This is a genomic window from Nonomuraea sp. NPDC050786, from assembly GCF_040654115.1.
GTDB lineage: Bacteria > Actinomycetota > Actinomycetes > Streptosporangiales > Streptosporangiaceae > Nonomuraea.
The window spans coordinates 74682-99624 of the sequence record NZ_JBFAHJ010000013.1; the positions used below are offsets into that span (position 1 = coordinate 74682).

At 69.4% G+C, this 24943-nt stretch carries 27 protein-coding genes and 1 tRNA gene; 16 read left to right on the forward strand and 12 right to left on the reverse strand.

Annotated features, from left to right (window positions below; genetic code table 11):
* The first annotated feature begins 38 nt into the window (after positions 1-38).
* The 9 genes from AB0H84_RS23945 to AB0H84_RS23985 all read left to right on the forward strand — a co-directional run bounded on the left by AB0H84_RS23945 (position 39) and on the right by AB0H84_RS23985 (position 7248).
* A complete protein-coding gene (locus AB0H84_RS23945; protein ID WP_357608018.1) occupies positions 39-581 on the forward strand; it encodes a sigma-70 family RNA polymerase sigma factor in 543 nt (180 codons plus the stop codon).
* Positions 578-1474: a hypothetical protein gene (locus AB0H84_RS23950; protein ID WP_357608021.1), complete on the forward strand. Its 897-nt coding sequence runs from the start codon at positions 578-580 to the stop codon at positions 1472-1474. Before AB0H84_RS23945 ends, AB0H84_RS23950 begins: the two co-directional genes overlap by 4 nt.
* A gap of 167 nt (positions 1475-1641) precedes the next feature.
* Entirely contained in the window at positions 1642-3081 is a 1440-nt protein-coding gene (ngcE, locus tag AB0H84_RS23955) for an N-acetylglucosamine/diacetylchitobiose ABC transporter substrate-binding protein (RefSeq protein ID WP_357608023.1), read from the forward strand.
* Between the two features lie 4 nt (positions 3082-3085).
* Positions 3086-4000: a sugar ABC transporter permease gene (locus AB0H84_RS23960; RefSeq protein ID WP_357608026.1), complete on the forward strand. Its 915-nt coding sequence runs from the start codon at positions 3086-3088 to the stop codon at positions 3998-4000.
* A 2-nt stretch (positions 4001-4002) separates the two neighbouring features.
* The gene (locus AB0H84_RS23965; RefSeq protein WP_357608029.1) at positions 4003-4851 is read left to right on the forward strand and encodes a carbohydrate ABC transporter permease; all 849 of its coding nucleotides are present in this window, start codon (positions 4003-4005) and stop codon (positions 4849-4851) included.
* Positions 4852-4861: 10 nt separating this feature from the next.
* Positions 4862-5122, forward strand: a complete 261-nt coding sequence (locus tag AB0H84_RS23970; RefSeq protein WP_357608032.1) for a 4a-hydroxytetrahydrobiopterin dehydratase — start codon at positions 4862-4864, stop codon at positions 5120-5122.
* 95 nt (positions 5123-5217) lie between these two features.
* Positions 5218-5778, forward strand: a complete 561-nt coding sequence (locus tag AB0H84_RS23975; RefSeq protein WP_357608034.1) for a superoxide dismutase family protein — start codon at positions 5218-5220, stop codon at positions 5776-5778.
* A 55-nt stretch (positions 5779-5833) separates the two neighbouring features.
* Complete coding sequence (locus AB0H84_RS23980; RefSeq protein ID WP_357608037.1) at positions 5834-6922, forward strand: low temperature requirement protein A; 1089 nt, start codon at positions 5834-5836, stop codon at positions 6920-6922.
* Positions 6919-7248 (forward strand): nuclear transport factor 2 family protein, encoded by a 330-nt coding sequence (locus AB0H84_RS23985; RefSeq protein WP_357608041.1) that lies wholly within the window; start codon positions 6919-6921, stop codon positions 7246-7248. The genes AB0H84_RS23980 and AB0H84_RS23985 overlap by 4 nt, the downstream gene beginning before the upstream one ends.
* Here the strand turns inward: AB0H84_RS23985 and AB0H84_RS23990 are convergent.
* The 3 genes from AB0H84_RS23990 to AB0H84_RS24000 all read right to left on the reverse strand — a co-directional run bounded on the left by AB0H84_RS23990 (position 7241) and on the right by AB0H84_RS24000 (position 9549).
* Positions 7241-7600 (reverse strand): hypothetical protein, encoded by a 360-nt coding sequence (locus AB0H84_RS23990; protein ID WP_357608044.1) that lies wholly within the window; start codon positions 7598-7600, stop codon positions 7241-7243. The two genes, AB0H84_RS23985 and AB0H84_RS23990, sit on opposite strands and share 8 nt — an antisense overlap.
* Complete coding sequence (locus tag AB0H84_RS23995) at positions 7597-8130, reverse strand: MarR family transcriptional regulator (protein WP_357608047.1); 534 nt, start codon at positions 8128-8130, stop codon at positions 7597-7599. Before AB0H84_RS23995 ends, AB0H84_RS23990 begins: the two co-directional genes overlap by 4 nt.
* A 123-nt stretch (positions 8131-8253) precedes the next feature.
* The gene (locus AB0H84_RS24000) at positions 8254-9549 is read right to left on the reverse strand and encodes a PLP-dependent aminotransferase family protein (protein WP_357608050.1); all 1296 of its coding nucleotides are present in this window, start codon (positions 9547-9549) and stop codon (positions 8254-8256) included.
* An 86-nt stretch (positions 9550-9635) separates the two neighbouring features.
* On the opposite strand from AB0H84_RS24000, the gene AB0H84_RS24005 reads away from it, so the two are divergent.
* On the forward strand, positions 9636-10544 hold the full coding sequence (locus tag AB0H84_RS24005) for a branched-chain amino acid transaminase (RefSeq protein ID WP_357608053.1): 909 nt from the start codon (positions 9636-9638) through the stop codon (positions 10542-10544).
* Positions 10545-10603: 59 nt separating this feature from the next.
* On the opposite strand, the gene AB0H84_RS24010 is transcribed toward AB0H84_RS24005, so the two are convergent.
* Complete coding sequence (locus AB0H84_RS24010; protein ID WP_357608056.1) at positions 10604-11425, reverse strand: fused MFS/spermidine synthase; 822 nt, start codon at positions 11423-11425, stop codon at positions 10604-10606.
* 122 nt (positions 11426-11547) lie between these two features.
* Here AB0H84_RS24010 and AB0H84_RS24015 point away from each other — a divergent pair, with 122 nt between their 5' ends.
* The 4 genes from AB0H84_RS24015 to lat all read left to right on the forward strand — a co-directional run bounded on the left by AB0H84_RS24015 (position 11548) and on the right by lat (position 15694).
* Entirely contained in the window at positions 11548-13011 is a 1464-nt protein-coding gene (locus AB0H84_RS24015) for a penicillin-binding transpeptidase domain-containing protein (RefSeq protein ID WP_357608058.1), read from the forward strand.
* Between the two features lie 83 nt (positions 13012-13094).
* On the forward strand, positions 13095-13742 hold the full coding sequence (locus tag AB0H84_RS24020; protein WP_357608061.1) for a hemolysin III family protein: 648 nt from the start codon (positions 13095-13097) through the stop codon (positions 13740-13742).
* 69 nt (positions 13743-13811) lie between these two features.
* Entirely contained in the window at positions 13812-14354 is a 543-nt protein-coding gene (locus tag AB0H84_RS24025) for an HdeD family acid-resistance protein (protein ID WP_357608064.1), read from the forward strand.
* A 65-nt stretch (positions 14355-14419) separates the two neighbouring features.
* Positions 14420-15694 (forward strand): L-lysine 6-transaminase, encoded by a 1275-nt coding sequence (gene lat, locus AB0H84_RS24030; protein WP_357608067.1) that lies wholly within the window; start codon positions 14420-14422, stop codon positions 15692-15694.
* On the opposite strand, the gene AB0H84_RS24035 is transcribed toward lat, so the two are convergent.
* Positions 15684-16904 (reverse strand): NAD(P)/FAD-dependent oxidoreductase, encoded by a 1221-nt coding sequence (locus AB0H84_RS24035; RefSeq protein WP_357608070.1) that lies wholly within the window; start codon positions 16902-16904, stop codon positions 15684-15686. The genes lat and AB0H84_RS24035 overlap by 11 nt on opposite strands.
* Positions 16905-17006: 102 nt before the next feature.
* On the opposite strand from AB0H84_RS24035, the gene AB0H84_RS24040 reads away from it, so the two are divergent.
* Together AB0H84_RS24040 and AB0H84_RS24045 are read left to right on the forward strand one after the other, a co-directional pair.
* The gene (locus AB0H84_RS24040) at positions 17007-17702 is read left to right on the forward strand and encodes a TetR family transcriptional regulator (protein ID WP_357608071.1); all 696 of its coding nucleotides are present in this window, start codon (positions 17007-17009) and stop codon (positions 17700-17702) included.
* Positions 17692-19242, forward strand: coding sequence for an FAD-dependent monooxygenase (locus tag AB0H84_RS24045; protein WP_357608074.1), 1551 nt, complete (start codon positions 17692-17694; stop codon positions 19240-19242). Before AB0H84_RS24040 ends, AB0H84_RS24045 begins: the two co-directional genes overlap by 11 nt.
* A gap of 375 nt (positions 19243-19617) precedes the next feature.
* Here the strand turns inward: AB0H84_RS24045 and AB0H84_RS24050 are convergent, their stop codons facing one another.
* From AB0H84_RS24050 to AB0H84_RS24080, 7 genes are all read right to left on the reverse strand, one after another.
* The gene (locus AB0H84_RS24050; protein ID WP_357608077.1) at positions 19618-19800 is read right to left on the reverse strand and encodes a LuxR C-terminal-related transcriptional regulator; all 183 of its coding nucleotides are present in this window, start codon (positions 19798-19800) and stop codon (positions 19618-19620) included.
* Positions 19801-20001: 201 nt separating this feature from the next.
* Positions 20002-20077 (reverse strand) — tRNA-His (locus AB0H84_RS24055).
* 68 nt (positions 20078-20145) lie between these two features.
* Positions 20146-20739 carry an oligoribonuclease gene (gene orn, locus AB0H84_RS24060; protein WP_357608080.1) on the reverse strand — a complete coding sequence of 198 codons (594 nt, stop codon included), beginning with the start codon at positions 20737-20739 and terminating at the stop codon, positions 20146-20148.
* A 68-nt stretch (positions 20740-20807) separates the two neighbouring features.
* Positions 20808-21989, reverse strand: coding sequence for a DUF2510 domain-containing protein (locus AB0H84_RS24065; protein ID WP_357608082.1), 1182 nt, complete (start codon positions 21987-21989; stop codon positions 20808-20810).
* Positions 21990-22069: 80 nt separating this feature from the next.
* Positions 22070-23008 (reverse strand): RNA-guided endonuclease TnpB family protein, encoded by a 939-nt coding sequence (locus AB0H84_RS24070; RefSeq protein WP_357608085.1) that lies wholly within the window; start codon positions 23006-23008, stop codon positions 22070-22072.
* A gap of 137 nt (positions 23009-23145) precedes the next feature.
* A complete protein-coding gene (locus AB0H84_RS24075; protein WP_357608087.1) occupies positions 23146-23319 on the reverse strand; it encodes a helix-turn-helix domain-containing protein in 174 nt (57 codons plus the stop codon).
* A 277-nt stretch (positions 23320-23596) separates the two neighbouring features.
* Positions 23597-24937, reverse strand: coding sequence for a hypothetical protein (locus tag AB0H84_RS24080; RefSeq protein WP_357608090.1), 1341 nt, complete (start codon positions 24935-24937; stop codon positions 23597-23599).
* Between the last annotated feature and the right edge of the window lie 6 nt (positions 24938-24943).

Below are 24943 nucleotides of genomic sequence, written 5' to 3' on the forward strand. Positions count from 1 at the left end.
GGGGTGAGTGGTGATACCACCACGACAAGGGAGAACGGATGGGAGTCGATCCCGAAAGCCGGTTCGAGGAGATCTACGGATCTTCGTACGGCCCGCTGCTCGGGTACGCGTTGCGTCGCTGCTCAGACCCTGACGACGCCGCCGATGTGGTGGCCGAGACGTTCATGGTCGCCTGGCGGCGCATCGAGGAGGTCCCCAAGGGCGACGAGGCGAGGTTATGGCTCTTCGGGGTGGCCAGGAACGTGCTGGCCAATCAGCGGCGCGGCGAGCGGCGGCACGAGCAGCGGACCGCCGCCCTGCGCGCGCAACTGGCGGCCACGCCGCTGGTGGCGGAGCCGCCCGGGGAGGACCTCTCGCAGCTGGGCCGGGTGTTCCGGGCCCTGTCCGAGGACGACAAGGAGCTGCTGGCGCTGGTCGCCTGGGAGCGGCTGGATCCCGGCCAGATCGCCAGGGTGCTCGGCATCTCACGTAACGCCACACGAGTCAGGCTCTACCGCGCCCGCAAGCGCTTCGCCCGTGGCCTGGCCGAGGCCGGAATCGACTGTTCGCGCGCCGTCGCGATGGAAGGGAGCAACCTGTGAACATCGCCGATCTCGCCCGAGTGCGGGACGAGCAGCTGGCCGGGGAGCCGGTGGGGCAGGCGTCCGGCGCGGGGGCGCGGGCGCTGATGGAGTCGATCATGGCCGAGGAGCGGGTGCCGGTACGAAGGCGTGCCCCGCGCAGAGGGCGGTGGCTCGCGCTGGGCGTGGTGACGGCCGCGGCGGCCACCGTGCTCGCCGTCGGCGTGCCTCCCTTCGGCGGCCCGGTCACCCAGTACGCCAACGCCGCCGTGTCGGTCAAGGCCGGCGACGACTATCTGGAAGTGGCGATCAACGACCCCGAGGCCGAGGCGGAGAAGTTCACGGAGGCGTTCCGGGCGGTCGGGCTGGACGCCGTGGTGAAGAAGGCCCCGGTGGCGCCGGAGGACGTGGGCAAGCTGCTCGGCCCGATCATGGACGGGGAGTTCCCGCCCGGCACGGGCGTGAAGGGATCGTGGACGACGGAGAACTGCGCTTCCGCCTGGTGCGGCAAGGTCGCCATTCCCATCCACTTCAAGGGGAAGGTCATCTTCGGGATCGGCCGGCCGGCCGCGCCAGGGGAGCCCTACGCGACCCGTGGCCTGGTCTCCCCGGCCGCCGACGGCGGACCCATTGACGGCTACAAAGCCCGCGGCAAGCAGGTTTCCGAGGTCAGAGCCGATATGGAGCGGCTCGGACTGAAGATCACCTACGTGGTGATGTGGAGCAACCCCGACGGCAGCGGTGAGGGTTACCGCGTGGAAGACGCGTACATCAAGGACGACTGGATCGTCCACCATGTCCGCAAGACCGCGTCCGACGCCGCCGAAGTGACGGTCGAGGCCGGTCCCGACGTGCCCAAGGACTCGCTGCCCAAGGTCCCCTTGCGCGAGGGCCTCGACTGGTGGAAGGACTGACCCTGGTCTTGCCGTTCACGTTCTCGTCCACGATGCTGGCATCTGTTCGGGCGAGGGGATCACGGCAAGGTCACGTCTCGATTGCACCCCCTTGACGCGTGTCGGCGGCCGTCCGTACGTTCGGGCAAACGTTTAGGAAACTTTCCTAATTCCAAACGGGAGCCCTGATGACCCACCCGGGCGAGATCACTCGGCGGCAGCTGCTGCGCCGCCTCGGCATGACCGCGTTCGTCGCCGGCCCCGGCGCGGGCCTGCTCAGTGCCTGCGCCACCGGCGGCACGGGAGGGGAGCCGTCGGCCGCCCCGAGCATCACCGCCTCCGCGAGCTCCAAGAACCCGTTCGGCGTCGATCCGAAGAAGCCGCTCGAGGTGGTGATCTTCGGCGGCGGGTACGGCGACGCGTACGCCAAGGACGTGCACGAGGCGCTCTACAAGAAAGAATTCCCGGGCGTGACGGTCAAGCACGACGCCACCCAGCAGATCGGCACCCAGCTGCGCCCGCGCTTCGTCAGCGGCGACGTGCCCGACGTGCTCAACAACTCCGGTCCCGAGTCGATGGACCTGGCCGCGCTGGCCGCCGAGGGGCACCTGGCCGACCTGAGCGTGCTCTTCGACGCCCCGTCCATCGACGACCCGGCCAAGAAGGTACGCGACACCGTCACGCCCGCCGTCATCGACAACGCCAAGATCGACGGCAAGGACCTCGTGCTGAACTACACGGTGTCGCACCGGGCGCTCTGGTACAACGCCAAGCTGTTCGCCGCCAAGGGATGGACGCTGCCGAAGACGTGGGCCGAGTTCACGGCGCTGGGGGACAAGGCGAAGCAGGAGGGCATCCTGCTCTTCGCGTACCCGGGGCTGAAGGGCCCGTACTACCAGCTCTGGAACGTCCTCTACACGGCCGCCAAGATCGGCGGGAACCAGGTCATCATCGACATCGACAACCTCGTCGACAACGCCTGGAACGTCGAGCCGATGAAGCAGGCGGTCGCCGCCTGGGTGGACATCCAGGCGAAATATGGCGATAAAGCGTACTTTGGGCTCGATCACACCCAGACCCAGATCAAGCAGCTCCAGAACAAGCTGCTCTTCTACCCGGTGGGCTCCTGGATCGAGAACGAGATGGCCAAGGACAAGCCCGCCGACTTCGAGTACGCCATCGCCCCCCTTCCCGACGTCACCTCCGCGGACAAGATGCCGTACGGCGCCATCCAGGTCGGCGTCGGCGAGAACTTCGTCGTCGCGGCCAAGGGCAAGAACCCGCAGGGCGGCCTCGAATACCTGCGCATCATGCTCTCCAAGGAAGGCGCGCGCGGATTCACGGAGAAGACCGAGAACCTCACCGTGGTGAACGGCGCCGCCGACGGCCTCGACCTGCCCGCCGGGCTGCGGAGCGCCGCCAAGGCCCAGGACGCCGCCGGCCAGAACATCATCACCGACGCGCGTTTCGAGGGCTGGTACAAGGAGCTGTTCGACTACGGCACCCAGCAGATCAACGTGGTCATGGCCGGGCGCGTCACCCCGGAGAAGTTCTGCGCCGACATGCAGAAGAAGGCCGACCAGATCAAGAAGGACGACGCGGTCGTCAAGCAGACGCGGAGCCAGTGAGCAGATGGAGCGGCTGCGCAAGTACGGGTTCGTCGCCGGGTTTCTCGTCGTCCCGATCACGCTCTATTCGGTCTTCGTCATCAGCCCGTACGTCCAGGCGTTCCAGCTCTCCCTGACCAGCTGGAACGGGTACAGCTCGGCCGTGCGGTACGTGGGGCTGGAGAACTTCGGCCGGCTCTTCGATGACGAGGTGTTCTGGCAGGCCCTGCGCAACCACGGGATCATGCTGCTCGTCCTGCCGATCGCGACGATCGTGATCGCGCTGTTCCTGTCGTTCCTGCTGAACCTGGGCGGCGGCCCGCGCGGCGCGGGGATGAGAGGGGTGTGGGGGTCGACGTTCTACCGGGTGGTCTTCTTCTTCCCCCAGGTCCTGGCCGTGGCCGTGGTCGGCGTGCTCTTCCAGGCCGTCTACCGGCCGGACGCGGACGGCGTGCTCAACGGCGTGCTCGCCGTCTTCGGCGCCGCGCCCGTCGGCTGGCTCACCGAGCCGGGCCTGGCCCTCTGGTCGATCATCGCGGTGATGGTCTGGCAGGGCGTCGGGTTCTACGTGGTGCTGTTCTCGGCGGGCATGGCGGCCATTCCCAAGGACTATTTCGAGGCCGCGGCACTGGACGGCGCCGGGCGCGTGCGGTTGTTCTTCTCGATAACGCTGCCGCTGCTGCGCGACACCGTCCAGGTCGGCTGGATCTATCTGGGGATCGCGGCCTTCGACGGGTTCGCGCTGGTGCAGGTGCTGGCGGGCGACAAGGGCGAGCCGGACGGCGCGACGACCATTCTCCCTGTGACCATCTACAAGACGGCCTTCGCCTACAACAAGGTCGGTTACGCGTCCGCGATGGGTGTGGCGCTGTTCTTCCTCACTGTGACGTTCGCCGTGCTGACCTTGCGTACGACCAGGCGCGAGAGGGTTGAGCTCTAGACATGGCAAGAAACCGCCCCCCGCGCCCCAGTGTGCTGGCCGGGCTCTCGCACATCGCGCTGGCCGTCTGGGCGCTGCTGATCATCCTGCCGCTGCTCTGGACGTTCCTGGCGTCGTTCAAGAGCAACACCGAGATCTTCGGGGATCCGCTGCAGCTCCCGGGGGCGCTGCGGCTGGACTCGTGGGGGAGGGCCTGGGACAAGGCGCACGTCGGGCAGTACATGCTCAACACCGTCATCGTCGTCTTCTTCGGCACCGCGGGCACGATGCTGTTCGGGTCGATGGCGGCGTACGTGCTGGCGCGCTATCAGTTCATCGGCAACAAGCTGATCTACTACTACTTCGTGGCCGGGCTGGCGTTCCCGGTCTTCCTGGCGCTCGGGCCGCTCTTCTTCGTCGTCAAGCAGCTCGGCCTGCTGGACTCCCATGTCGGGCTCATCCTCGTCTACATCGCGTACTCCCTCCCTTTCACCGTGTTCTTTTTGGCAGCATTTTTCAGGACACTGCCGGAAACCGTCGCCGAAGCCGCAATGATCGACGGCGCCTCGCACACCCGCACGTTCTTCCAGATCATGGTCCCCATGGCCAGGCCCGGCCTGATCAGCATCACGATCTTCAACGTCCTGGGCCAGTGGAACCAGTACCTCCTGCCCCTGGTCCTCCTGGCCGGGGACCCGAACAAATGGGTGCTCACCCAGGGCATCGCCAAGATCTCGACCCTGGCGGGGTACGAGGCGGACTGGCCGGGCCTGTTCGCCGCCCTGAGCATGACGATCCTGCCGGTCATGGTCGTCTACATCATCTTCCAGCGCCAGATCCAGTCGGGGCTCAGCTCGGGGGCGCTGAAGTAACGTGGCGCCCATGGACAAGAACCTGCCCGAATGGCGGCGCGAGGGCGACGAGATCCGGCGCACGGTCACCGCGCCCGACTTCCCCACCGCCATCCGCATCGTCGACGAGATCGCGGTGAAGGCCGAGGAGCTCAATCACCATCCCGACATCGACATCCGCTGGCGCACTCTCCATCTGACCCTCACCACCCATGACCAGGGCGGCCTCACCGATCTCGACTTCACGCTGGCCGCGATCATCGACGACATCGCGGCGAAACACGGCGCCTGATCCCGAATACGAACCGTAGCAGGACGATTACTCGTTAGAGTGGGTGCTCTCCCGGAGCCCGCAGTGCCGTCAGGGCTCGAACCATGGAGGGTCTCATGCGCGTGCCCGCACTCCTGCTCGTCCTGCTCACCGCAGCCTGCGCGGGGCCGCCCGCCCCGGTCCAGAATTTCGCGAGCTCCAGCGAGGTCTCGCCGACCGGCGGGATCAAGCTGTCCGGCGGGGGAGAGTTCGGCCCCACCGACACCTCCGCCATCGTGTACGACAGCAAGCTGGTCCCGAAGGGAGCCCAGGCCAGCGCGACCGTCGAGTCGTCCGGCAGCGCGACCCGCACCTCTCTCGTGGTCGAGGGCATGCTGCCCCACCACCGCTACGGCGCTCACCTCCACACCAAGCCCTGCGGCGCCAAGCCCGACGATTCGGGGCCCCACTACCAGCACCGCCGCGGTGAGGTCAGCCCGAGCAGCGAGGTCTGGCTCGACGTGACCACCGACGGCGAGGGCGCGGGCCGCTCGACCGCGCGCAACGACTGGGCCCTCGACCCGCGCGAGCTGCCCGGCTCGCTCGTCCTCCACTCCGAGGCCACCAAGACCTCGGGCCCGGGGGTGGGCACGGCGGGGGTTCGCGTGGCCTGCCTGACCCTGAAAAAGGGATCCTAAGCGCCCCATAAACCGGGCATAATTACACAATTACATAGCGAAGTTGGGAGTAGTCGTGACCCAGTGGCAGCCACCCAGATTACGGCTGTTTGAAGATGCGCACCGCCGGGCGACCTGGCTCGAGCTACTCTACGACCTCGTCTTCGTCGTGGCCGTCGCCGAGCTGGCCGACGTGCTCACCGGGAGCCTGCTGACGTTCGTGGGCCTGTTCGTGCCGATCTGGTGGGCCTGGGCGGGATACGTCTTCTACGCCAACAGGTTCGACACCGACGACGTCAGCCACCGGCTGCTCGCGTTGCCGCAGATCCTGGCCGTGGCGACGATGGCGGCGAGCGTGAGTGACATCGGCCAGCGTTCGGCGCTCTTCGCCGTCTCCTACGCCGTGGCCAGGGTGCTGCTCATCGTGGCCTACCTCCGCGCCGGGCGCCACGTCCCCGAGGCCAGGCCGCTGACCGTCCACTACGCCGTCGGCTTCTCGGTGGCCGTGCTCATCTGGCTGGCCTCGCTCGCCGTCGACCCGCCCCTGCGCTACGCGTTCTGGGGTGTCGCGCTCCTGATCGACCTCGCCACGCCCCTCCTCGGCAGGCGCCACCAGGGCAAGCTGCCGCCGCAGACCGAGCACCTGCCGGAGCGCTTCGGCCTGTTCGTGGTGATCGTGCTCGGCGAGGTGGTGGCCGCGGTGGTCGTCGGGCTGAAGGGCCACGACGTCACGCCGGGCACGCTGCTGATCGCCCTGGCGGGGGTGGCGATCGCGATGGGCTTCTGGTGGCTCTACTTCGGCCACATCGACGAGTCCGTTGTCCTCCGTACCCAGCTGGCCGGCCAGGTGTGGGTCTATGCGCACCTGCCGCTCTCGCTGGGCCTGGTGGCGTTCGGGATCGGGATCGAGCACGCGATCGAGCACCCGCCGTCGACCAGCTGGTCCGTCGGGGTGCCCGGCGCCCTGGTGCTCGCCGTACTCGGCCTGCAGCACCTATGCTCGTCCGACAGGCGCGCCGGCATGATCCGCCTCGCCGCGGCGGCCCTCACGCTCGCCACCTCGGCGCTTCCCGTCGTGGCCGCGCTCCCGCTCATCCTCCTGTACGCGGCGGCGCAGGTGGCGTACGACCTGATGAACCGACCACAGCCGGAAGGTGCCGCATGACCCCCGAGGACCTGTTCGACCGCCAGCTTGCCGCCATCGCCGACCGCGACCTGGAGGCCCTGCTGAGCCAGTATCACGACGACGCCACGGTCGTTCGCTTCGACCGCGTCGCCCGGGGACTCGCCGAGATCAAGGACCTGTTCGCGGCGTACTTCTCGGTGGAGCCCCGGGTCGACGAGGTCGTCTCGGCGCGGACGACCGACGACGTGATCTTCTACAACGCCCTGATGACGATCAACGGCAACCGCGTCACCACGTACGGCACCTTGGTGATCAAGGACGGCAAGATCTGGCGCCAGACGGCGGCCGCCATGCCGCTCACCTGATCGCCGCCGCCATCGGCTGCCACGGCGCCGCGTCGAAGATCAGCATGATCGAGCTGATCCTGCCGTCGCGCAGCCTGAAGTGCTCGGCCGTCCGCTGGATCCCGGCGGGCGTCGCCGTGTGCACGTCGTAGACGAGCGTCGCCTCCGACTCGCCGTACAGCTCGCTGATCATCTCTACCTCCGTCACCACCCGCAGGAACCCCTCCAGCCCCGCCAGGTGCCCGGCGGGGTCCGCGGACTCGATGAACGGGCTCCGGAACGAGAACGGCTCGCCGGCCAGCGCCGCGGCGGCGGCCACGTCGCCCCGGAAGCGGGCGTCGTGATAGGCCCTGACGACCTCGCGCGCGCTCATCGGGCCTCCTGGGCGCTCAGGTGCTCGGCCAGCCGCTGCTGGTTGTCGGCCAGCCGCAGGCACAGGTGGCGCAGCGAGGCCAGCTCCTCAGGCGAGAACCCCCGGAACATCGCCGCCATGGCGAGCTGCGACGGCTTCCTGAACGCCTCGATCCAGGCCCGCCCGTCAGGGGTGATCCGGGCCAGCACCGACCGGCGGTCGCGCGGGTCCTGCACCCGCCGGACGAGCCCGTCCTTCTCCAGAGTGTCGACGAGCCCGGTCACGTTCCTCGAGCTCACGCCCGCCGACTGGGCCAGCTCCCCGATGCTGCGGCCCTCGTCGCCGGCGGCGCTCAGCCGCAGCAGCACGTCCATCGCCCCCGAGCTGAGCCCGCGGCCCTCGCTGCCGTGGGAGCGCATGCGTTCGATGGCCTGAAAGGCCGTGCGCACGGCGGCTGCGGCCTCGAACGGCAGGATGTCGTCTTCCGCGAACTCGCTCATGGCGGCTCTGGCCAGGGGGTCGTAGAGCAATCCGGTTGAATCATGTTCCATCTTCATAATGAAGGAACACTTTATTACGTACTTCCATAAATTGCCAGCTCGGGTTCCACGAAGCTGCCGGAGACTGATCTTCGGCTAGCCCCCGGTCGAGCAGAGGCGAGTGTCATATCGTCCCTAGCGGGCGGACCAGGCGCGGGTGAGCAGGGACACCGCCTGGTCGAGGAGGGTGGGCGGCAGGGCGAAGCTGATCCTGATCCGGTCGCGGTGACGTCCGTCGGGCGAGAACATCGGGCCAGGTGCCACGGCCACCCCGTGCTCGCGGGCGATGTCGGCGAAGTGTGTGGCGTCGGTGCCGGGCAGGCGCACCCACAGGGAGAGCCCGCCCGCCGGCGGTGTCCAGTCCCACTCCGGCAGCGCGGTGGCCAGCGCGGCGGACAGATGATCACGGCGGCGCGCCAGCTCGGCCAGCCACGGCTCGACCGGATTGCGTTCGAGCAACTCGGCCGCCAGCCGCTGGGAGACCGCGCTGCTCGCCAGGTCGGCGTCCAGTTTCTGCTCGGCCAGCCGGGCCAGCAGCGGCGGCGCGGCGCGCAGCCAGCCCACCCGCAGCCCGCCCCACAGCACCTTGGACAGCGAGCCGACGGTGACCGTGCCGTACGGGTGGATCTCGGCCAGTGGCGTGGGCGGGCCGTCCTCGAAGACCAGTGACGCGAGCGTGCGATCCTCGAGCAGCGTCACCTCGCCGGCGGCGGCGAGCGCGGCGAGCGGTCGCAGGTCGGGCAGCGCGCCGGTGGGGTTGTCGACGCTGACCGCGAACGCCAGGGCCGGCCGGTGGCGTCGGATGGCCTCCGCGACGGCTCGCTCGTCGCTCAGGTCGACCGGCACCGCCACCGCTCCGGCCCGCAGGAAGACGCCCAGCGCGCCGCCGTACGTCGGATCGCCGACCAGCACGCGGTCACCGGGGCGCAGCAGCGCTCGCGCGGCCAGGTCGATCCCCTGCTGGGCCCCGGTGGTGATGAGCACGTCGCCGCCGAGCAGCGCACGCAACCGCGGGTCGCCCTGGGGGTCGTAGCCGTGTCCCGAGGGTGTGCGCAGCAGGTCGGCGGTGTCCAGGGGAGGCAGCAGCAGATGCGAAGGGTCGGGGACGACCGAGGCGGACAGGTCGGCGAGCACCGGTCCGCTCGTCAGCAGGCCGGTGAAGGATGCGGTCGCCGTCAGGTAGGTGCCGCTGCCCTGACGGCGTTCGCACAGGCCGCGCTCGCACAGCGCGTTGAGTGCGACGGCGACCGTGCCCCGGCTCATCCCCACCGCTGCGGCCAGGTCGCGTTCCGACGGCAGCCGGGTGCCGGGGAGCAGGGTGCCGGTCTCGGCGAGGTCGGCGATCGCCCCGGCCAGCCTGCGGCTGGGCGGGCCCTCATGTAGCCGGAGCCGGTCGCGTAGGAGGGCGGCGAGCTGGTTCGGGTCGTCCACCGTTCCATTGTCCCCCACTTGTTGGATCAAACTATCGATTGATACGTTGCCATTCTCTGTTCAATTGGCACAAAGCGGTGAGCCACATGCGTGAGAGTGACTGGATCTGGATGGACGGCGCCCTGGTGCCGTGGGCGGAGGCGCGTGTTCACGTGCTCACGCACGCCCTGCACTACGGCACCGGCGTGCTGGAGGGCACGCGGGTCTACGAGACCGCGGCGGGGCCGGCGGTGTTCCGGCTCCACGAGCATCTGATGCGGCTCCGCCGCAGCGCCAGGATGATCGGCCTGCGGCTGCCGTACACCTATGACGAGATGCGCGCGGCCACTCTGGAGACCGTCGCGGCCAACGGGCACCGGGCCTGCTACATCCGTCACCTGGCGCACCGTGGCTACGGCGAGATGGGACCGGCGGGCACCGCGAACCCCGTCGTGACCTCGATCGCCACCTGGGACTGGAGCCCCCTGCTCCGCTCGGGGCTGAGGCTGATGACCAGTTCCTGGCGGCGCGTGGACCCCACCACCGTGCCCTCGGCGGCCAAGGCCACCGGGCCCTACCTCAATTCGGCCCTGGCCAAGAACGAGGCCGTCGAAGCCGGATACGACGACGCCGTACTTCTCAACACCGCCGGCCACATCAGCGAGTGCACGGCGGCCAATCTGTTCGTGGTCTGCGATGGGGTGATCGCCACGCCACCCGCGAGCGCGGGCGCCCTCGACGGGATCACCCAGGACACAGTGGTACGGCTGGCCACCGACCTCGGAATCGCCGTCGAGCGGCGTGACCTGCCGCGCTCCGCGCTGTACGCGGCCGACGAGGTGTTCGTGTGCGGGACCGCCGCGGAGATCGTGCCTGTCGCTCTCGTCGACGGCCGCGAACTGGACGGGCCGGGCCCGGTGACCTCGAAGCTCAGCGCCGCCTACCAGGCCGCGGTGCGGGGCGAGGATCCCCGATATCAGTCATGGTTGACCCCGGTGCCGAGCCGGGGCCGCTGATCCCCGTACCCCGACGATGACTACGAGGAGGTTGCCGAGAGGCCCACGAGCATGCGGGCTCAGCCGAAGACGGCGGGTGGGGGGACCGGGGCCAGGACCGGGTCGCCGTCCTTGATGGGGGCGGCGCCCGCGACGAACTTCGTCAGCGCCTCCCCGTGCACGCATCTCGCCTGCGTGAGACCGCCCGCCGCGCGGCGGGTCAGCAGGTCGACGGGCAGGGCCGTACGCGAGGCCGCCACGATCAGGTTGCCGAAGCGGCGGCCGCGCATGATGCCCGGCTCCGCCAGCAGGGCCACGTGGCCGAACGTGCCCGTCACCGTGGCGAGCAGGCGCCTGGAGAAGGCCAGGCCCTTTCCGTCGGCCATGTTGATCAGCAGGGTGCCGGACGGCCGGAGGACCCTGGCGAGGTCGCCCATGTACTCCGTCGTGGCCAGCTCCACCGGCATCGTCGCCCCCGTGAAGGCGTCCAGCACCACCAGGTCCGCCGACGCGTCCCAGATCTTGGCGGTGCCCTCCCGGCCGCCCTCGACGATGACCTTCAGCTTGGGCACCGACCGCAGGTCCAGCTGCTCGCGTACGAGATTGACCAGCAGGCCGTCGGGCTCGATGACGATGTGGCGGGAGTCGCGGCGGGTGGCGGAGATGTAGCGGGGGATGGTGCAGGCGCCCCCGCCCACGTGTACGCAGCTCAGCGGTCCGTCGGGGAGAAGGTCGATCACATCCGCCATGAGCCGGACATACTCGAATTCCAGAAATGTCGGGTCTTGTAGATCAACGTACGACTGAGGTACGCCATCCTTGGACAGCACCCAGCCGTCCTGCCTGTCCAGGTCCCGGAGCAGCTCGATCTCGCCGAACGTCACCGGATACCGGCCAGGCATCGGTTCCCGCTGTCCACGTGCCAAGCTGATCCCCTCCTGGGAGAAACCGTATGCGACGACGAAGGCTGATTGTGCTCGTTATCGCGCTGTTGGCGGTAGTTGGGGCGGGTGCATTCGCTGTCATGGCATCGAACGGGGTCAAGGGCAGCGCCGCCCAGACGGCCGCGGCCTACTTCGACGCGTGGCGCAGGGGTGACGTCTCCCGCATGGAGCGCCTGGTGTACCAGCCGCCCCGGGACTTCGCCGCCCAGCACTACCGGCTGTCGGAGAACTTGCACGTCAGCTCCATCCAGCTGACACCCGGGCGGTTGAGGAGCATGGGGGAGGAGGCCGCCGAGGTGCCGTTCGCGGGGGTGCGGCAGCTCGAGGAGTTCGGGGCGTGGCCGTTCGACAGCACGTTGCGGCTCGCCGTACGGGACCGGGCGTGGAAGGTGTTATGGGCCCCCGAGACGCTGCACCCCCTCCTCAAGGACGGCGGCACGCTGAAGCTGGAGAAGATCGACTCCTCGGCGGCCGAGCTGGTCACCAGCGAGGGCGACAGGATCCCGAACGACAGCTACGCGGACTCGTACCTCAACCAGCTCAAACCCGAGCTCGCCAAGGCCGGGCACGGCTGGGAGCTGGTCTCGAAGGTGCCGGGGCAGCCCGTCAGGCAGCTCATGACCCACCAGCCCAAGGCGAACGTCGAGCGCACCACCCTGTCACGCAACGTCCAGGCCGCCGCCGCCAGGGCGCTGGACGCGGCCGAGGACTCCACGATCATCGCCATCCGGCCGAGCACCGGCGAGATCGTCGCGCTCGCCGACCGGCTCAAGGAGAACTACAGCGCAGTACGCGACGTCTTCCCGCCCGGCTCCGTCTTCAAGACGATCACCGCGGCGGCGCTGCTGGAGAACGGGCTCGACCCGGCGGCGCAGGTCCCGTGCCCGGGGACGTACACGATCCCCTTCAACCGGCCCTTCGACAACGACGGCAAGGTGGACCGCGGGCTCGTCACCTTCACCGACGCGTACGCCTACTCCTGCAACACGACGTTCGTCGAGCAGGCCACCACCAGGCTGACCGCGGATCAGCTGCGCCGGACGGCCGACGAGTGGGGGTTCGGGCGGCCGATCGCGACCGGCATCGGCGGCACCTGCGGCACCATGCCGGACACCGACGACCCGAACATGTTCGGCGCGGACGCCATCGGCCAGGGCCAGGTGGTCGCCACGCCGCTGTGCATGGCCGCGCTCGCCGCCGCGGTGCAGAGCGGCACCTGGCGCTCGCCCAGGCTGCTGTCGGAGGCGCAAGTGCGCCGCATCGACGGGACCCCGTACAAGGACGTGCCGATGGACGGGCAGGTCGTGGCCGCGCTCAGGGACATGATGGCCGCCGTGGTCGATCATGGCACGGCCAGGGACATGGGGCTGCCGGAGGGCGTGGCGGGCAAGACGGGGACGGCGGAGGTGGATGACGGCGAGGGGTCGCACGCGTGGTTCATCGGCTACCGGGACGACCTGGCCTTCTGCGTGTTCGTACGGCACGGCGGCTCGGGGCGCCAGGCCGCCGTGCCCATCGCCGCCCGCTTCCTCAACGGCCTTTAGCGGTCAAAAGATAACCTATGGTGGGCCGCGTCCAGCGGTCCGCCACCGGTAGCGGTTTTCGCACCTACGGTACCGTAGGTTTCATGACGACCATCACCGTCAAGCCGAGGCTGCGAGGCTGGTTGCACGCCGGAGCGCTGCCCGTGGCGCTGGTCGCGGGGTTCGTGCTCGTGGCACTCGGCCCGACCCTGCAGGCGCGGCTGGCCGCCGCCGTTTACGCGATAACGTCCGGTTCGTTGTTCGGGATCTCGGCCACCTATCACCGCGGGACGCTGGGTCCGCGGCTGGCGGAGTTCCTGCGCCGGTTCGACCATGCGAACATCTATCTGATCATCGCCGGCACCTACACCCCGTTCGCCCTGCTGGCGCTCGACGGGGCGGCGCGGGTCGCGGTGCTCTCCGTCATCTGGGGCGGGGCCATGGCCGGGGTGCTGTTCAGGGTGCTGTGGATGGGCGCGCCGCGCTGGCTCTACACCGTTCTCTACCTGGCGCTGGGCTGGACGGCGATCTTCGTGATGCCACAGTTGCTGCACGGCGCGGGCGTGGCGGCCGTCGTGCTGGTGGCCGTCGGCGGCGTCTTCTACTCGGCGGGAGCCATCGTGTACGGCCTGCGCCGCCCGGACCCGTCGCCCCGCTGGTTCGGCTTCCACGAGGTCTTCCACGCCCTCACCGTCGCCGCGTACCTGGTGCAGTACATCGCGGTGTCGATTGTGGTCTATTCACACGTTTAGCGCTGCTAATCACCGACATTTGACCCTGTGCTGGTCTCTTTCCGTCCATAGCCCGGAAAACAGGTCAGCATGGGAGATATCACTCGGTCATGGTGGCTGCTGCTCCTGCGCGGCCTCGCGTCCATCCTCTTCGGTTTCCTGGCGCTGGTCTGGCCGGCGATCACGCTGTTCGTGCTGGTGGCCGTCTTCGGCGCGTACGCGCTGGTGAGCGGGGCGTTCGAGCTGTTCGCCGGCTTCCGGCACGGGGCCACGTCGAGGGCCTGGCTCATCATTTCCGGAATTGTCGGGATATTGGTCGGTATAGCGACTTTCATCTGGCCCGGCATCACCTCGCTCGCCCTGCTCTTCATCGTGGCCTTCTGGGCCATCGTCACCGGCGTCCTGGAGATCGTGGCCGGAATCCGGCTCCGCAAGACCATCGACAACGAGTGGATGCTCATCATCGGGGGCGTCCTGTCGGTGATCTTCGGCGTCCTGCTGCTCGTCTGGCCGGTACCGGGCCTGCTCAGCCTCGTCTGGCTGGTCGGCGTCTTCGCGATCCTGCACGGCGTCGCGGAGATCGCCCTGGCGTTCCGCGTGAAGAACTTCACTCAGAGGGTAGGTATGCCATAAATTTTATGCGTATGGCCCCTCTCGGCAAGAGGAACACACGCCGCTTCGACGCACGTGGAGTCTTCATGGACGTACACGCCCGCCTCGCCCGCCACCTGCTCGTCGACGGCTACCGTCTCGTGCTCGACCTGGAGCAGAGCCACGGCTCCTGGCTCGTCGACGCCCGGAGCGGACGCCGTTACCTGGACTTCTACACGTTCTTCGCCTCCGCGCCGCTCGGCGTGAACCCACCCTTCGACGCCGATTTCATCCGGCTGCTCGGGCAGGTCGCCCGGAACAAACCGGCGAACCCCGACATCTACACCGAGCATCTGGCGGACTTCGTCGACACCTTCTCCCGTGTGCTGGGCGATCCGGAGCTGCCGCACCTGTTCTTCGTGGAAGGTGGCGCCCTGGCCGTCGAGAACGCGCTCAAGACGGCCTTCGACTGGAAGAGCCGCCACAACGAGGCCGCCGGCCGCTCACGCGACCTGGGCACCAAGGTCCTGCACCTGACCAAGGCCTTCCACGGCCGCAGCGGCTACACCCTGAGCCTGACCAACACCGAGCCGGGCAAGACCGACCGCTTCCCCAAGTTCGACTGGCCGCGGATCGACGTGCCCGCCATCCACTTCGGCGACGTCGAGGCGGCCGAGGAGCGTGCGCTGGCGCAGGCGCGGGAGGCGTTCGAGCGGAATCCGTACGACATCGCCTGTTTCATCGCCGAGCCCATCCAGGGCGAGGGCGGCGACAACCACATGCGGCCCGAGTTCCTGCGGGCCATGCAGGACATGTGTCACGAGTACGACGCCCTGTTCATTCTCGACGAGGTCCAGACGGGCGGCGGCACGACCGGCACGCCCTGGGCATACCAGCAGCTGGGGCTCGCCCCGGACGTGGTGGCGTTCGCGAAGAAGGTCCAGGTGGGCGGGATCATGGCGGGTCGCCGGGTCGACCTGGTGCCGGAGAACGTGTTCGAGCAGAGTGGGCGCATCAACTCCACATGGGGCGGCGGCCTGGTGGACATGGTCCGCAGCCGGGGCATCCTGGAGATCGTCGAGCGCGACGGCCTGATCGCGCGCGCCGGCACGCTCGGCACCGCGCTGCTCGACGGCCTCACCAAGCTCGAGGCCGAGCGCCCCGAGCTGGTCTCCAGCGTCCGCGGCAGGGGCCTGATGTGCGCGTTCGACCTGCCGGACCATGCCACGCGCGACGCGCTGGTGACCCGGCTCAGGGAGGATCACGGGGTGCTGGCGCTGCCCTGCGGGCACCGTTCCGTACGTCTGCGCCCGGCGCTGAACATCCCGGAGGCCGATGTCGACCACGGCCTGCGGGCGCTGGCGGAGGCGCTCACTGCGTGACGCTGGCGGCCGAGCGGCGGGGGCCGAAGTAGCGCCAGAAGAAGTTGAGCAGCACGGTCACGCGGTTGCGCCCGCCCAGCAGGTACGCCACGTGGATGAAGATCCACACCAGCCAGGCGGGCACCCCGCGCATGGTGAGCCCGTTGGACAGCTGCAACACGGCCTCCGCCTTGCCCACGGTGGCCATGATGCCCGGATCCTGATAGGAGAACGCCTTCAGCGGCCGCCCCTGGGCGGCCGCGACGATCTGCGTGGCCACGTGCTCGCCCATCTGCATCGCCGGCTGGGCGAGCTGGGGCGGCGGGTTGGGCGGCCCCGCCAGGTCACCGGCCACGAAGATCTCGGGATGCTCCGGTACGTTCAGCGCCTCCGTCACCTTGATCCTGCCGCCCTTGCCCTGCGGCAGGCCCCAGTCACCGACCTGCTGGGGCGCCGTGACGCCGAGCGCCCACACGGTCACGTCGCTCGGCAGCCGCGTGCCGTCGGACAGCACCACCGCGTCCGGCTCGACGGAGGCCACCGTCGAACCCAGCCGCATCCGCACCCCTCTCCGGCGCAGCGCCCGCGCCGCCGCGTCCCGCAGCCTCGCCTTGTACGGCGCCAGCACGTAGTCGAACCGCTCCACCAGCGTCACGCTGGACTGGTCCGGCTTGATCTCGGGGTGCGTCAGCGGTAGCGTGCGCCGCCGCAGCTCGGCCAGCGTGCCGGCCATCTCGACCCCGGTCGCGCCCGCGCCGACCACCACGACGTGCACGCTCTCGCGCCGGCCCGCCGCGGTGTCCTCCAGGTAGTGCTGGAACCGGCGGCGCAACGTCGCCGCGTCGCTGAGCGAGTAGATCGGCAGCGCGTTCTCCTGCGCGCCCTCGATGCCGAGCCAGTTGGTGGTGACGCCGGTGCCCAGGACGAGGTAGTCGTACTCGACCGCGCTGCCGTCGTCGAGCTCCACGCGCCGCTCGGCCGGAAGGATCTTGGTCACCGCGGCCCGGCGCGTCCGTACGTTCGGCCACTTCGCGGCGAACGTACGGATGGGGTACGAGACGTCCGCGCTGCTCATCGCGGCGGTCGCCACCTGGTAGAGGAGCGGCTGGAAGGTCGCGTACGGGTTGCGGTCGACGAGCGTCACCAGCGCTCCCGCCTTGGCCAACTCCTTGGTGGCGGCCAGCCCGGCGAACCCGGCCCCCACCACCACGACTCGCGGTCTCTGCACCATGCCATGGTCCATGGCCTCACCGGACCCCCTTAAACCCGGGTGCAGTGTTCTTGCCGAAAAGGCATCTTTGCCTTTTAGGCAAGATCTGTTACGATGATCACCATGCCGACCGGTAATGGGTTGCGTGAACGCAAGAAACGGGAGACCCGAGTCGCGTTGAGCCTCGCGACGATCCGCCTGTGCGTCGAGCGCGGCTGGGAGAACGTCACCATCGAGGACATCGCCGCCGCGGCCAACGTGTCCGTACGCACCTTCCGTAACTACTTCTCGAACAAGGCGGAGGCCATCGCCGCCGCCCACGTCGAGCGCACGCTGCGGATCGCGGACGAGATACGCGCCAGTCCGCCCGGCGAACCCCTGTGGGAGTCGATCGTGGCCGCGGTACGGGCTAACTTCGCGCCGGGCGACAGCGTCGACGACAGCGCGGGTGCCAGTGCGGGCGACGCCGCCGGGGAGAGCGCCGGGGAGAGCGCGGGCGCCGAGTTCGGGCGCTGGCGCGACGGGGTCGCTCTCATGCTGGCCGAGCCCGCCCTGCAGGGCGAGGTGCTCAAGGCGAACGCGGTCGCGCAGGACGAACTCGCCAGGGCGATCGCCGAGCGCACCGGCGTCGATCCCACGCGCGACGTCTACCCGAAACTGGTCGCCGCGGTGATCGGCGCCGGCAGCGCCGTGGCCATCGAGCACTGCCTGCGCGCCGAGCACCCGACCCCGCTCGACCAGGTGCTGCGCGAGGTGTTCGACCGGCTTACCGCTGGCCTTCCCGTTCCGTCTGACAGAGGAGAGCACCATGATCAATGACGTCGTCATCGCCGGCGGCGGCCCGAACGGGCTGATGCTGGCCTGCGAGCTGGCTCTGGCCGGCGTCCGCCCCATCGTGCTGGAGCGCCTGGCCGCGCCCAGCACCGAGCCCAAGGCGAACGGCCTGCTCGGCCAGGTCGTGAAGATGGTCGACCGCCGTGGCCTCTATGAGCGCCTCAGCGGCAGCCAGGGGCCGCCCCAGTCGAACACCGCGTACTTCATGTTCGCCGCGATGGGCCTGGACCTGAGCCTGCTGGCGGACAGCCCGGTTTACGGCCTGGCGGTGCCGCAGCTCCACATCGTGCGGGTGCTGGAGGAGCGCGCCCGCGAGCTCGGCGTGGAGATCCGCCGCGAACACGAGGTCACCGGCCTGACGCAGGACGACGACTCGGTGACGGTGGACGTCTCGGGTCCGGACGGGACGTACCAGCTCAGCTCCCGCTACCTGGTCGGGGCGGACGGGGCGCACAGCGTCACGCGCAAGCTGGCCGGCATCGGCTTCCCCGGCGTCACCTACGACCGGACGACCGTCCGTTCGGCGCACGCGACCGTTCCCGCGGAGTGGGTGGACCCGGCCACCGGCGCGCTGAACGTGCCCGGCTACGGGGCCGTGCCGCCGTTCCTGCCGCACCGCACCGAGCGCGGCGGGTTCTCGTACGCGCCCCTGCCCGGCCACTCGCCGCTGATCAACACCTCCGAGTGGGACCAGCCGGAGCCCGACGGCCCGATGACCCTGGACGAGCTGCGGGAGAGCGTCCGGCGGGTGCTCGGCGCCGACGTGCCGCTCGGCCCGCCCGCCGGCGAGGGGCCGCACGTGCTGCGCCGCCTGACCAGCGGCAACACCCGGATGGCCGAACGGTTCTCCGACCGGCGCGTGTTCCTGGTCGGGGACGCCGCCCACGTGTACGCCGCCGCCGGCGGCGGCCCGGGGCTCAACCTCGGGCTGCAGGACGCGATCAATCTCGGCTGGAAACTGGCCGCCGAGCTCCGCGGCAGCGCGCCGGTCGGTCTGCTGGACAGCTACGAGACCGAACGCCGGCAGGCGGCCCGCCGCATGATCATGAACGCCCAGGCGCAGTCCGCGCTGATCGGCCCGGGCAGCGACATCACCGAGCTGCGCGAGCTGTTCACCGAGCTGCTCGGCTACCGGGACAACGTCCAGCACCTCGCCGAGCTCATCGCGGGCGCCGACGTCCGCTACGACATGGGGGAGTCCGGCGGACACTCGCTGGCCGGCCGGTTCGCGCCGGACATGTCGCTGCTGACCGCGGACGGTCCCGTCCGGCTCGCGGAGCTGACCCGGAGCGCGCGGCCCCTGCTCGTGGACCTGACCGAGTCCGAGAGCCTGTCGGGAGTGCTGTCCGGGCGGCACGCGACGGCGGTGGACCTCGTGACGGCCCGCCCGGAGCCCCCTGCCCCGGCGGCCACCGCCCTCCTGCTCCGGCCGGACTCCTACGTGGCCTGGGCGACGTCCTCGCCCCACCCCGGACCCGAGGAGCTGAAGACCCTCCAGGCGGCGCTGGAACGCTGGTTCGGCTGACCCCTTTCTCGGGGGGCTGAGCGTCCGAACACCACCCTCGGCCACCCGTCCGCTATCACGGTGCGGCTTGGTGCATGAGCGCCGTCCCCGGGTCGCGCCCGCCCCCGCGCCGCCCCCGCGCCCGCCGTCACGGTGCGGCTTGGCGCATGGCCACCGTCCCACTGTCGTGTCGCGCCGTCCCCGTGTTGCGTCGTCGCGGTGTTGCGCCGTCCCCTGTCCCGCCGTCCCCCTGTCCGCCGTGGCGGCTTCTCAGGGAGCGCGGGCGTGCGGTGGCGTGGGGATGGTGCGGTAGCAGGGTGTCCGTCGGGGTGGCAGGCAAAAGGAGCGGCTCGCGCCTCGAGCGCGGGTCGCTTCGCCGTTCGGTGCGTCCCCGTGTTACTCCTGCCGCGACAGCCACAGCCCGATGGCCGTGACCCGGGAGTCCACCCCTAGCTTGGCGTAGATGCGATTGACGTGGTTCTTGACCGTCTTCTCGCTGAGAAAGAGCCGTTGCGCGATCTGGCCGTTGGACTGGCCGGTCGCGATCAGGTCCATGACCTCGGCTTCGCGTTTGCTCAAGGACGTAAATACGCTATCGAACGCTGCGTCGTCGACTCTCATCCGGCCTCCGGGGGCGCGCAGACGGTCAAGATCGCCGATGGCCCCCGTGCTCTCCGGCGTTAGCGGTAGACAGCGAGCATAACTCGCATTGTCATGGTTTGGGGCCATTGTCGGGAGAAAACGCCAACGGCCGGTCCCGAAGGACCGGCCGTTGGGCGATGGGGTGAGCGAAGGGACTTGAACCCTCGACATCCAGGACCACAACCTGGCGCTCTGCCAACTGAGCTACGCCCACCATGGGCCGCCCTCATGTGGCGGCACAGGAAAAGTGTAGCGGGGTTCAGGAGTCTTTACGCCACTCCTTTAGCCGCTGACACGCTCTGCCAGCGATCTCGCGGTCGCGGAGTCGGGCCCCGGCTGCGCCACGAAGATCGCCGCGCGGTAGTAACGCAGCTCCCTGATGCTCTCCGTGATGTCGGCCAGAGCCCGGTGCCCGCCCTGCTTCTCCGGCGCGGCGAAGTAGACCCGCGGGTACCAGCGGCGGACCAGCTCCTTGATCGACGAGACGTCGATCATCCGGTAGTGCAGATAGCCGTCGACCTCGGGCATGTCGCGCGAGATGAACGTGCGGTCGGTGCCGATGGAGTTGCCGCACAGCGGCGCCTTCTTCGGCTCGGGGATGTGGCGGCGGATGTAGTCGAGCACGAGCGACTCGGCCTCCGCCAGCGTCACCCCGCCGCCCAGCTCGGGCAGCAGCCCCGAGGACGTGTGCATCTCGCGCACGACGTCGGACATCTGCTCCAGCGACTCCGGCGGCGGCTTGATGACCACGTCGACGCCCTCGTCCAGCTGATTGAGCTCGCTGTCGGTGATGACGCACGCCACCTCGACAAGCGCGTCGCGGCTCAGGTCGAGCCCTGTCATCTCACAGTCGATCCAGACCAGCAAGTCACTCATTCGATCTCCTCGCCCAGCGGCTCGGAGCAATCCGCCCGCTTGTTACCCCACCAGCCTAGTGCCACCGGTCAGGCGGGCTTGAGCGAGCTGAGAACCTTGCCGAGCACGTCGGTGCCGAGATTGTCGGGTACGGACGCGTACACGATGGCAGGTCGCTCACCCTGGCCGCGATCCATGAGCACGATCGCGCCGTTCTCCTTCTTCCACTTGTAGCCCTTCTCGTCCGAGATCTTCGTGAAGTCGAGCTCGAACTGCAGCACCCACGCGTCCTTGTCGCCGATCTTGATCGCCTTGTCCTGCACGACCTTGGTCTCGTGGGCGAGCTGGTAGTACCTGGTGGAGAAGTCGACGAAGACCGCCTTGGCCGTCTCGCCCAGGCCCGATGCGCCGGTGTAGGGGTAGAGCTCGTTGAGCAGCCCCGTGTAGACGTTGCCGACCCAGTCGCCCTGGCCGTCGTACTTCTCCTGCGCGGTGGCCTGCACCGCGCCCGACCACGTCTGCTGGGTCGGGTCCGTGCCGGTGACCTCGTTGGCCGGGGGCACCGTCCAGTCCTTGGGCACCTCGAAGGAGAGGCCGGCCTGCTTGTCGGTGATGCGGCCGCCGACCGGCTGCGGCAGCTCGATGGCGCCCTGGGAGGGCGGCGGGCTGGACGGCAGCTCGTTGCTGGGCGGCGGCTGCTGCTCGAACGTGTCCTCCGGGGTCGGCGAGGCGGTGTTCGTGCTGCTCCGGTTGACGAAGAAGATGCCCGCCACCACCACCAGCGCGACCACCACCAGCGCGGCCAGCCCCCCGAACACCCACGGCAGCGGATTGCTCTGCTTGGGCGGCGGGCCGTAACCGGGACCCGGCAGCGGGCCGCCGGGCCACTGGGCCGTCGGCGCGGGCTGGCCGTAGGCCGACTGGCCGAAGGTCGGCTGGCCGTACTGGAGCGTGGGGTTCGCGGGCGACGCCGACCAGTCGGGACCCGACTGCGGCTGCGGCCCTGAGCCCGGCTGCTGGGGCTGGGCCTGGAATTGCGGCCCTGAGCCCGGCTGCTGGGGCTGGGCCTGGAATTGCGGCCCCGTGCCCGGCTGCTGGAACTGCGGGGCTGAGCCCGGTTGCTGGGGCTGCGGCTGTGGCCCCGAGCCGGGCTGCGGCCCTGGGCCCGGCTGCTGCGCGTGTACGGCATCGGTCCACTGGTTGCCGTCCCACCAGCGGAGCTGGGGCTCTCCGTAGGGGTCTGGGTACCAGCCTGCGGGGGTCTGCGTCATGCGGCCAGATTATTGACTTCTTCCCCCGGCGTGAACGCTGGGGACTCCCCCACGTCGCCGCAGGGTTCTTACTGCTTCTGCTACGCCGCCTGAACAGCGTAGGTTGCGGGCGGTGCCAGGGTCGGAGTTGCCTCGCCTGGTCTTACCTGCCCTCCACAGTCGTTTATGCCGTGTCCAGCCAGCCCGGCGGCCACGGTGGAACCAGTCGCGGCGATGCTGCGCACGCCTTCGGTCAAGATGTTGATCGCCGCGGCGATGTCACGGTCGTGATGCTCCCCGCAGGAAGGGCAGTCCCATCCGCGCACCTCCAACGGGAGTTTCCCGGTCTTCCAGCCGCAGCAGGGGCAGAACTGCGATGACGGGAAATATCGCCCGGTCTTCACGAGTGTCCGGCCGTAGCGGCCGGCCTTGCCCGCCAGCAGCCGGGCGAAGGTGCCCCAGCTCACCTCGTGCACCGCCTTGGCCAGCCGGCTGCGCGCCAAGCCTCGCACCGACAGCGTCTCGATGCATACCGTTTGGTTCTCACGGATGATCGACGTGCTCGTCTGGTGCAGGAAGTCACGGCGGGCGTCGGCCACCTTGGCGTGCTGGCGGGCCACCTTCAGCCGGGCCTTGTCCCGGTTCTTCGATCCCTTCTGCTTGCGTGACAACTCCCGCTGCAGGCGGGCGAGCTTCTTCTCCCGCCGCCGTAGCCACTTCGGGTTGGCGATCTTCTCGCCAGTGGACAGCACGGCATAATGAATCAGCCCGAGATCGATGCCCACCTCAGTGCCGACCTCAGGCAGAAGCTGATCGGCGTCAAGGACGTCGATCACGAACGAGGCGAAGTAACGGCCCGCCGCATCCTTGATCACCGTCACGCTGGACGGTGCCACGGGCAACCCCCGCGACCAGCGCACCTCCACCTGGCCGATCTTCGCCAGATACAGCCGCCCCTCCCCGGTGAGCGTGAAGGCGTTGGCGTTGAACCGCGCCGACTGGCGACGATCATGCCGCGACTTCAACACCGGCAACCCCATCTTCGGGCCCTTGCGTCGGCCCGAGACCGAGTCGAAGAAATTCCTCTAGGCGGTGTTGAGGTCGCGGACCGACTGCTGCAACACCACCGCCGACACCTCGGCCAGCCAGGCCCGCTCAGGCGTCTTCTTCGCCTGCGTCAACACCACACGCTGGATCTCGGCATCCCGATGAACGGCCGACCGGCCTTACGGGCGGCCTTGCGCGCCGCGAGCGCGTCATTCCACACCACCCGCGCGCAGCCGAACGTCTTGGCCAGCATCTGACGCTGGCCGGCGTCGGGATAGAGCCGGTAGTTGTAGCGTAACTTCACCCTCGGCCACCCTGTGCGGTTGATTCACTACGGTTAGCGACTCGAACACATTATCAACCCGTCCATGGCCACGGAAGCCACCACGTTCATCAAGCACCCGACCCCATCGCCGGCTGGCTTGCGCTCCTGGCGCCCGCGCTATGCCCTCAGGGTTGTTCCCGCCTACGCGGGCCGTCCCTCCAAGGGCGCCGCGTTCATCCTCGCCTGAAGCTGAAAGATGGGGTCTTCTGCGGCTTCTCAGGTAAGAACCGCATTGATATGCATTGCTGGGACGGCATCAACACTTGTACGTGAAGCTCGCCTTGTCGGTCCGCACCGGACCGGGCGTCAGGATCCGCAGCGTGGCGATGGCTTTGACGTTGCTCCTGCCCTGCAACGTCCACCGGAACGGCACCTGGTACGTCGTCTGGTCCGACTTCGTACGCAGAGTTCCCTTGACGACCTCCTTGTCCAGGTTCTTGCGCCATTCGTAGGTGATCTCGCCGGGTGCCCCGTTGGTGACCACGGTGCCGGTGATCAGGACGGCCTTGCCGCAGCCCTGGGTCTTCTTCGGCGCGGTCACGTCGATCGACATGACCGCCAGGTCCGGCGAGTCGCCCGCGTAGAACCAGGCCAGGATCGCCCCCGCCATGATGACGGCGAAGAGGGCCGAGGAGAGGATCGTGCGTCGCCGCCGCGCCCGCACGGCTCGGGCCGGCCTGCTGCCGCCGGGGCGGTGCTCGGTGGCCACCTGGTCGCGCCCGGACCGCCAGATCCGCTCGGCGGTGGTCTCGGGCTGCTGCACCTGCGTGCCGATCCCCGGCCCGAACTGCACCGACCCCGAGCTCCGGCCGGGGACGTGCAGCAGCGTGACGATGTCGCCCTCGTCCCTGGGCGGCAGTGCGGGCGGCTGCGCGTACGCCCGAGCCTGCGCGAACGCCGACCTCCCCCGAGCGGCCTGAGCCAGGCCGTCCCGGCCGGCCGCCTCACCGGTCAGCAGGTCGCGGGCGGCGGCCAGGCCCAGGGTGCCGGCCGTGGCCGCGGCTCGTTCCAGCAGTTCGGTGAGGCGCGAGCGGCCCTGTCCGAGAGAGGCGGCCAGGCCGCGCGCCAGGGACGCCCAGCCGGCCGCGTCCCGCTCGTGCGGGGAGGCCTGGCCGCGGATGGCGTCGGACAGGCCGCGCTCGGACAGCAGCGCGGCGCCCTCCGCTGTGATCACGACGGTGCCCGGGTGGACCGAGCCGTGGGTGACCCCGGCCGCGTGCAGCGCGAGCAGGGTCTGTCCCGTCTCCAGCAGCACGGACACCGCCCCCGGCGGGTCGATCGGCCCGGCGGCGAGCAGGTCGGAGAGCGTGGGGCTGACCGCCTGCCCCGTGAGCAGCCACACCTGGTCGCCCGCCGCCACCACGTCGGCCACCGGGATCAGCCCGGTCAGGCCGCCCAGGACGAGCCGCTGGTCGGTCATGACCGCGTGGACCACGCGCTCGCGCACGCCGGGCAGGCCGATGACCCTCGGATCGAACAGCAGCGCCCCCGCCCTGCGGCCATCGGGTGAGATGGCGTCGATCCAGTTGCCGACCTCGGTCATCCAGGTGTGCTCGGTGAGCCGGAATCCGGCGATATCGTGTGCAGGGTTGTTCATCGCCGT

Bases quoted from the DNA above. Each gene is read 5' to 3' on its own strand.
- AB0H84_RS23945 (WP_357608018.1), top strand. From the start codon at position 39: ATGGGAGTCGATCCCGAAAGCCGGTTCGAGGAGATCTACGGATCTTCG.
- ngcE (WP_357608023.1), top strand. From the start codon at position 1,642: ATGACCCACCCGGGCGAGATCACTCGGCGGCAGCTGCTGCGCCGCCTC.
- AB0H84_RS23960 (WP_357608026.1), top strand. From the start codon at position 3,086: ATGGAGCGGCTGCGCAAGTACGGGTTCGTCGCCGGGTTTCTCGTCGTC.
- AB0H84_RS23965 (WP_357608029.1), top strand. From the start codon at position 4,003: ATGGCAAGAAACCGCCCCCCGCGCCCCAGTGTGCTGGCCGGGCTCTCG.
- AB0H84_RS23970 (WP_357608032.1), top strand. From the start codon at position 4,862: ATGGACAAGAACCTGCCCGAATGGCGGCGCGAGGGCGACGAGATCCGG.
- AB0H84_RS23975 (WP_357608034.1), top strand. From the start codon at position 5,218: ATGCGCGTGCCCGCACTCCTGCTCGTCCTGCTCACCGCAGCCTGCGCG.
- AB0H84_RS23985 (WP_357608041.1), top strand. From the start codon at position 6,919: ATGACCCCCGAGGACCTGTTCGACCGCCAGCTTGCCGCCATCGCCGAC.
- AB0H84_RS23990 (WP_357608044.1), bottom strand. From the start codon at position 7,600: ATGAGCGCGCGCGAGGTCGTCAGGGCCTATCACGACGCCCGCTTCCGG.
- AB0H84_RS23995 (WP_357608047.1), bottom strand. From the start codon at position 8,130: ATGGAACATGATTCAACCGGATTGCTCTACGACCCCCTGGCCAGAGCC.
- AB0H84_RS24005 (WP_357608053.1), top strand. From the start codon at position 9,636: ATGCGTGAGAGTGACTGGATCTGGATGGACGGCGCCCTGGTGCCGTGG.
- AB0H84_RS24010 (WP_357608056.1), bottom strand. From the start codon at position 11,425: ATGCCTGGCCGGTATCCGGTGACGTTCGGCGAGATCGAGCTGCTCCGG.
- AB0H84_RS24015 (WP_357608058.1), top strand. From the start codon at position 11,548: ATGGCATCGAACGGGGTCAAGGGCAGCGCCGCCCAGACGGCCGCGGCC.
- AB0H84_RS24020 (WP_357608061.1), top strand. From the start codon at position 13,095: ATGACGACCATCACCGTCAAGCCGAGGCTGCGAGGCTGGTTGCACGCC.
- AB0H84_RS24025 (WP_357608064.1), top strand. From the start codon at position 13,812: ATGGGAGATATCACTCGGTCATGGTGGCTGCTGCTCCTGCGCGGCCTC.
- lat (WP_357608067.1), top strand. From the start codon at position 14,420: ATGGACGTACACGCCCGCCTCGCCCGCCACCTGCTCGTCGACGGCTAC.
- AB0H84_RS24035 (WP_357608070.1), bottom strand. From the start codon at position 16,904: ATGGTGCAGAGACCGCGAGTCGTGGTGGTGGGGGCCGGGTTCGCCGGG.
- AB0H84_RS24040 (WP_357608071.1), top strand. From the start codon at position 17,007: ATGCCGACCGGTAATGGGTTGCGTGAACGCAAGAAACGGGAGACCCGA.
- AB0H84_RS24045 (WP_357608074.1), top strand. From the start codon at position 17,692: ATGATCAATGACGTCGTCATCGCCGGCGGCGGCCCGAACGGGCTGATG.
- orn (WP_357608080.1), bottom strand. From the start codon at position 20,739: ATGAGTGACTTGCTGGTCTGGATCGACTGTGAGATGACAGGGCTCGAC.
- AB0H84_RS24065 (WP_357608082.1), bottom strand. From the start codon at position 21,989: ATGACGCAGACCCCCGCAGGCTGGTACCCAGACCCCTACGGAGAGCCC.
- AB0H84_RS24070 (WP_357608085.1), bottom strand. From the start codon at position 23,008: ATGGGGTTGCCGGTGTTGAAGTCGCGGCATGATCGTCGCCAGTCGGCG.
- AB0H84_RS24080 (WP_357608090.1), bottom strand. From the start codon at position 24,937: ATGAACAACCCTGCACACGATATCGCCGGATTCCGGCTCACCGAGCAC.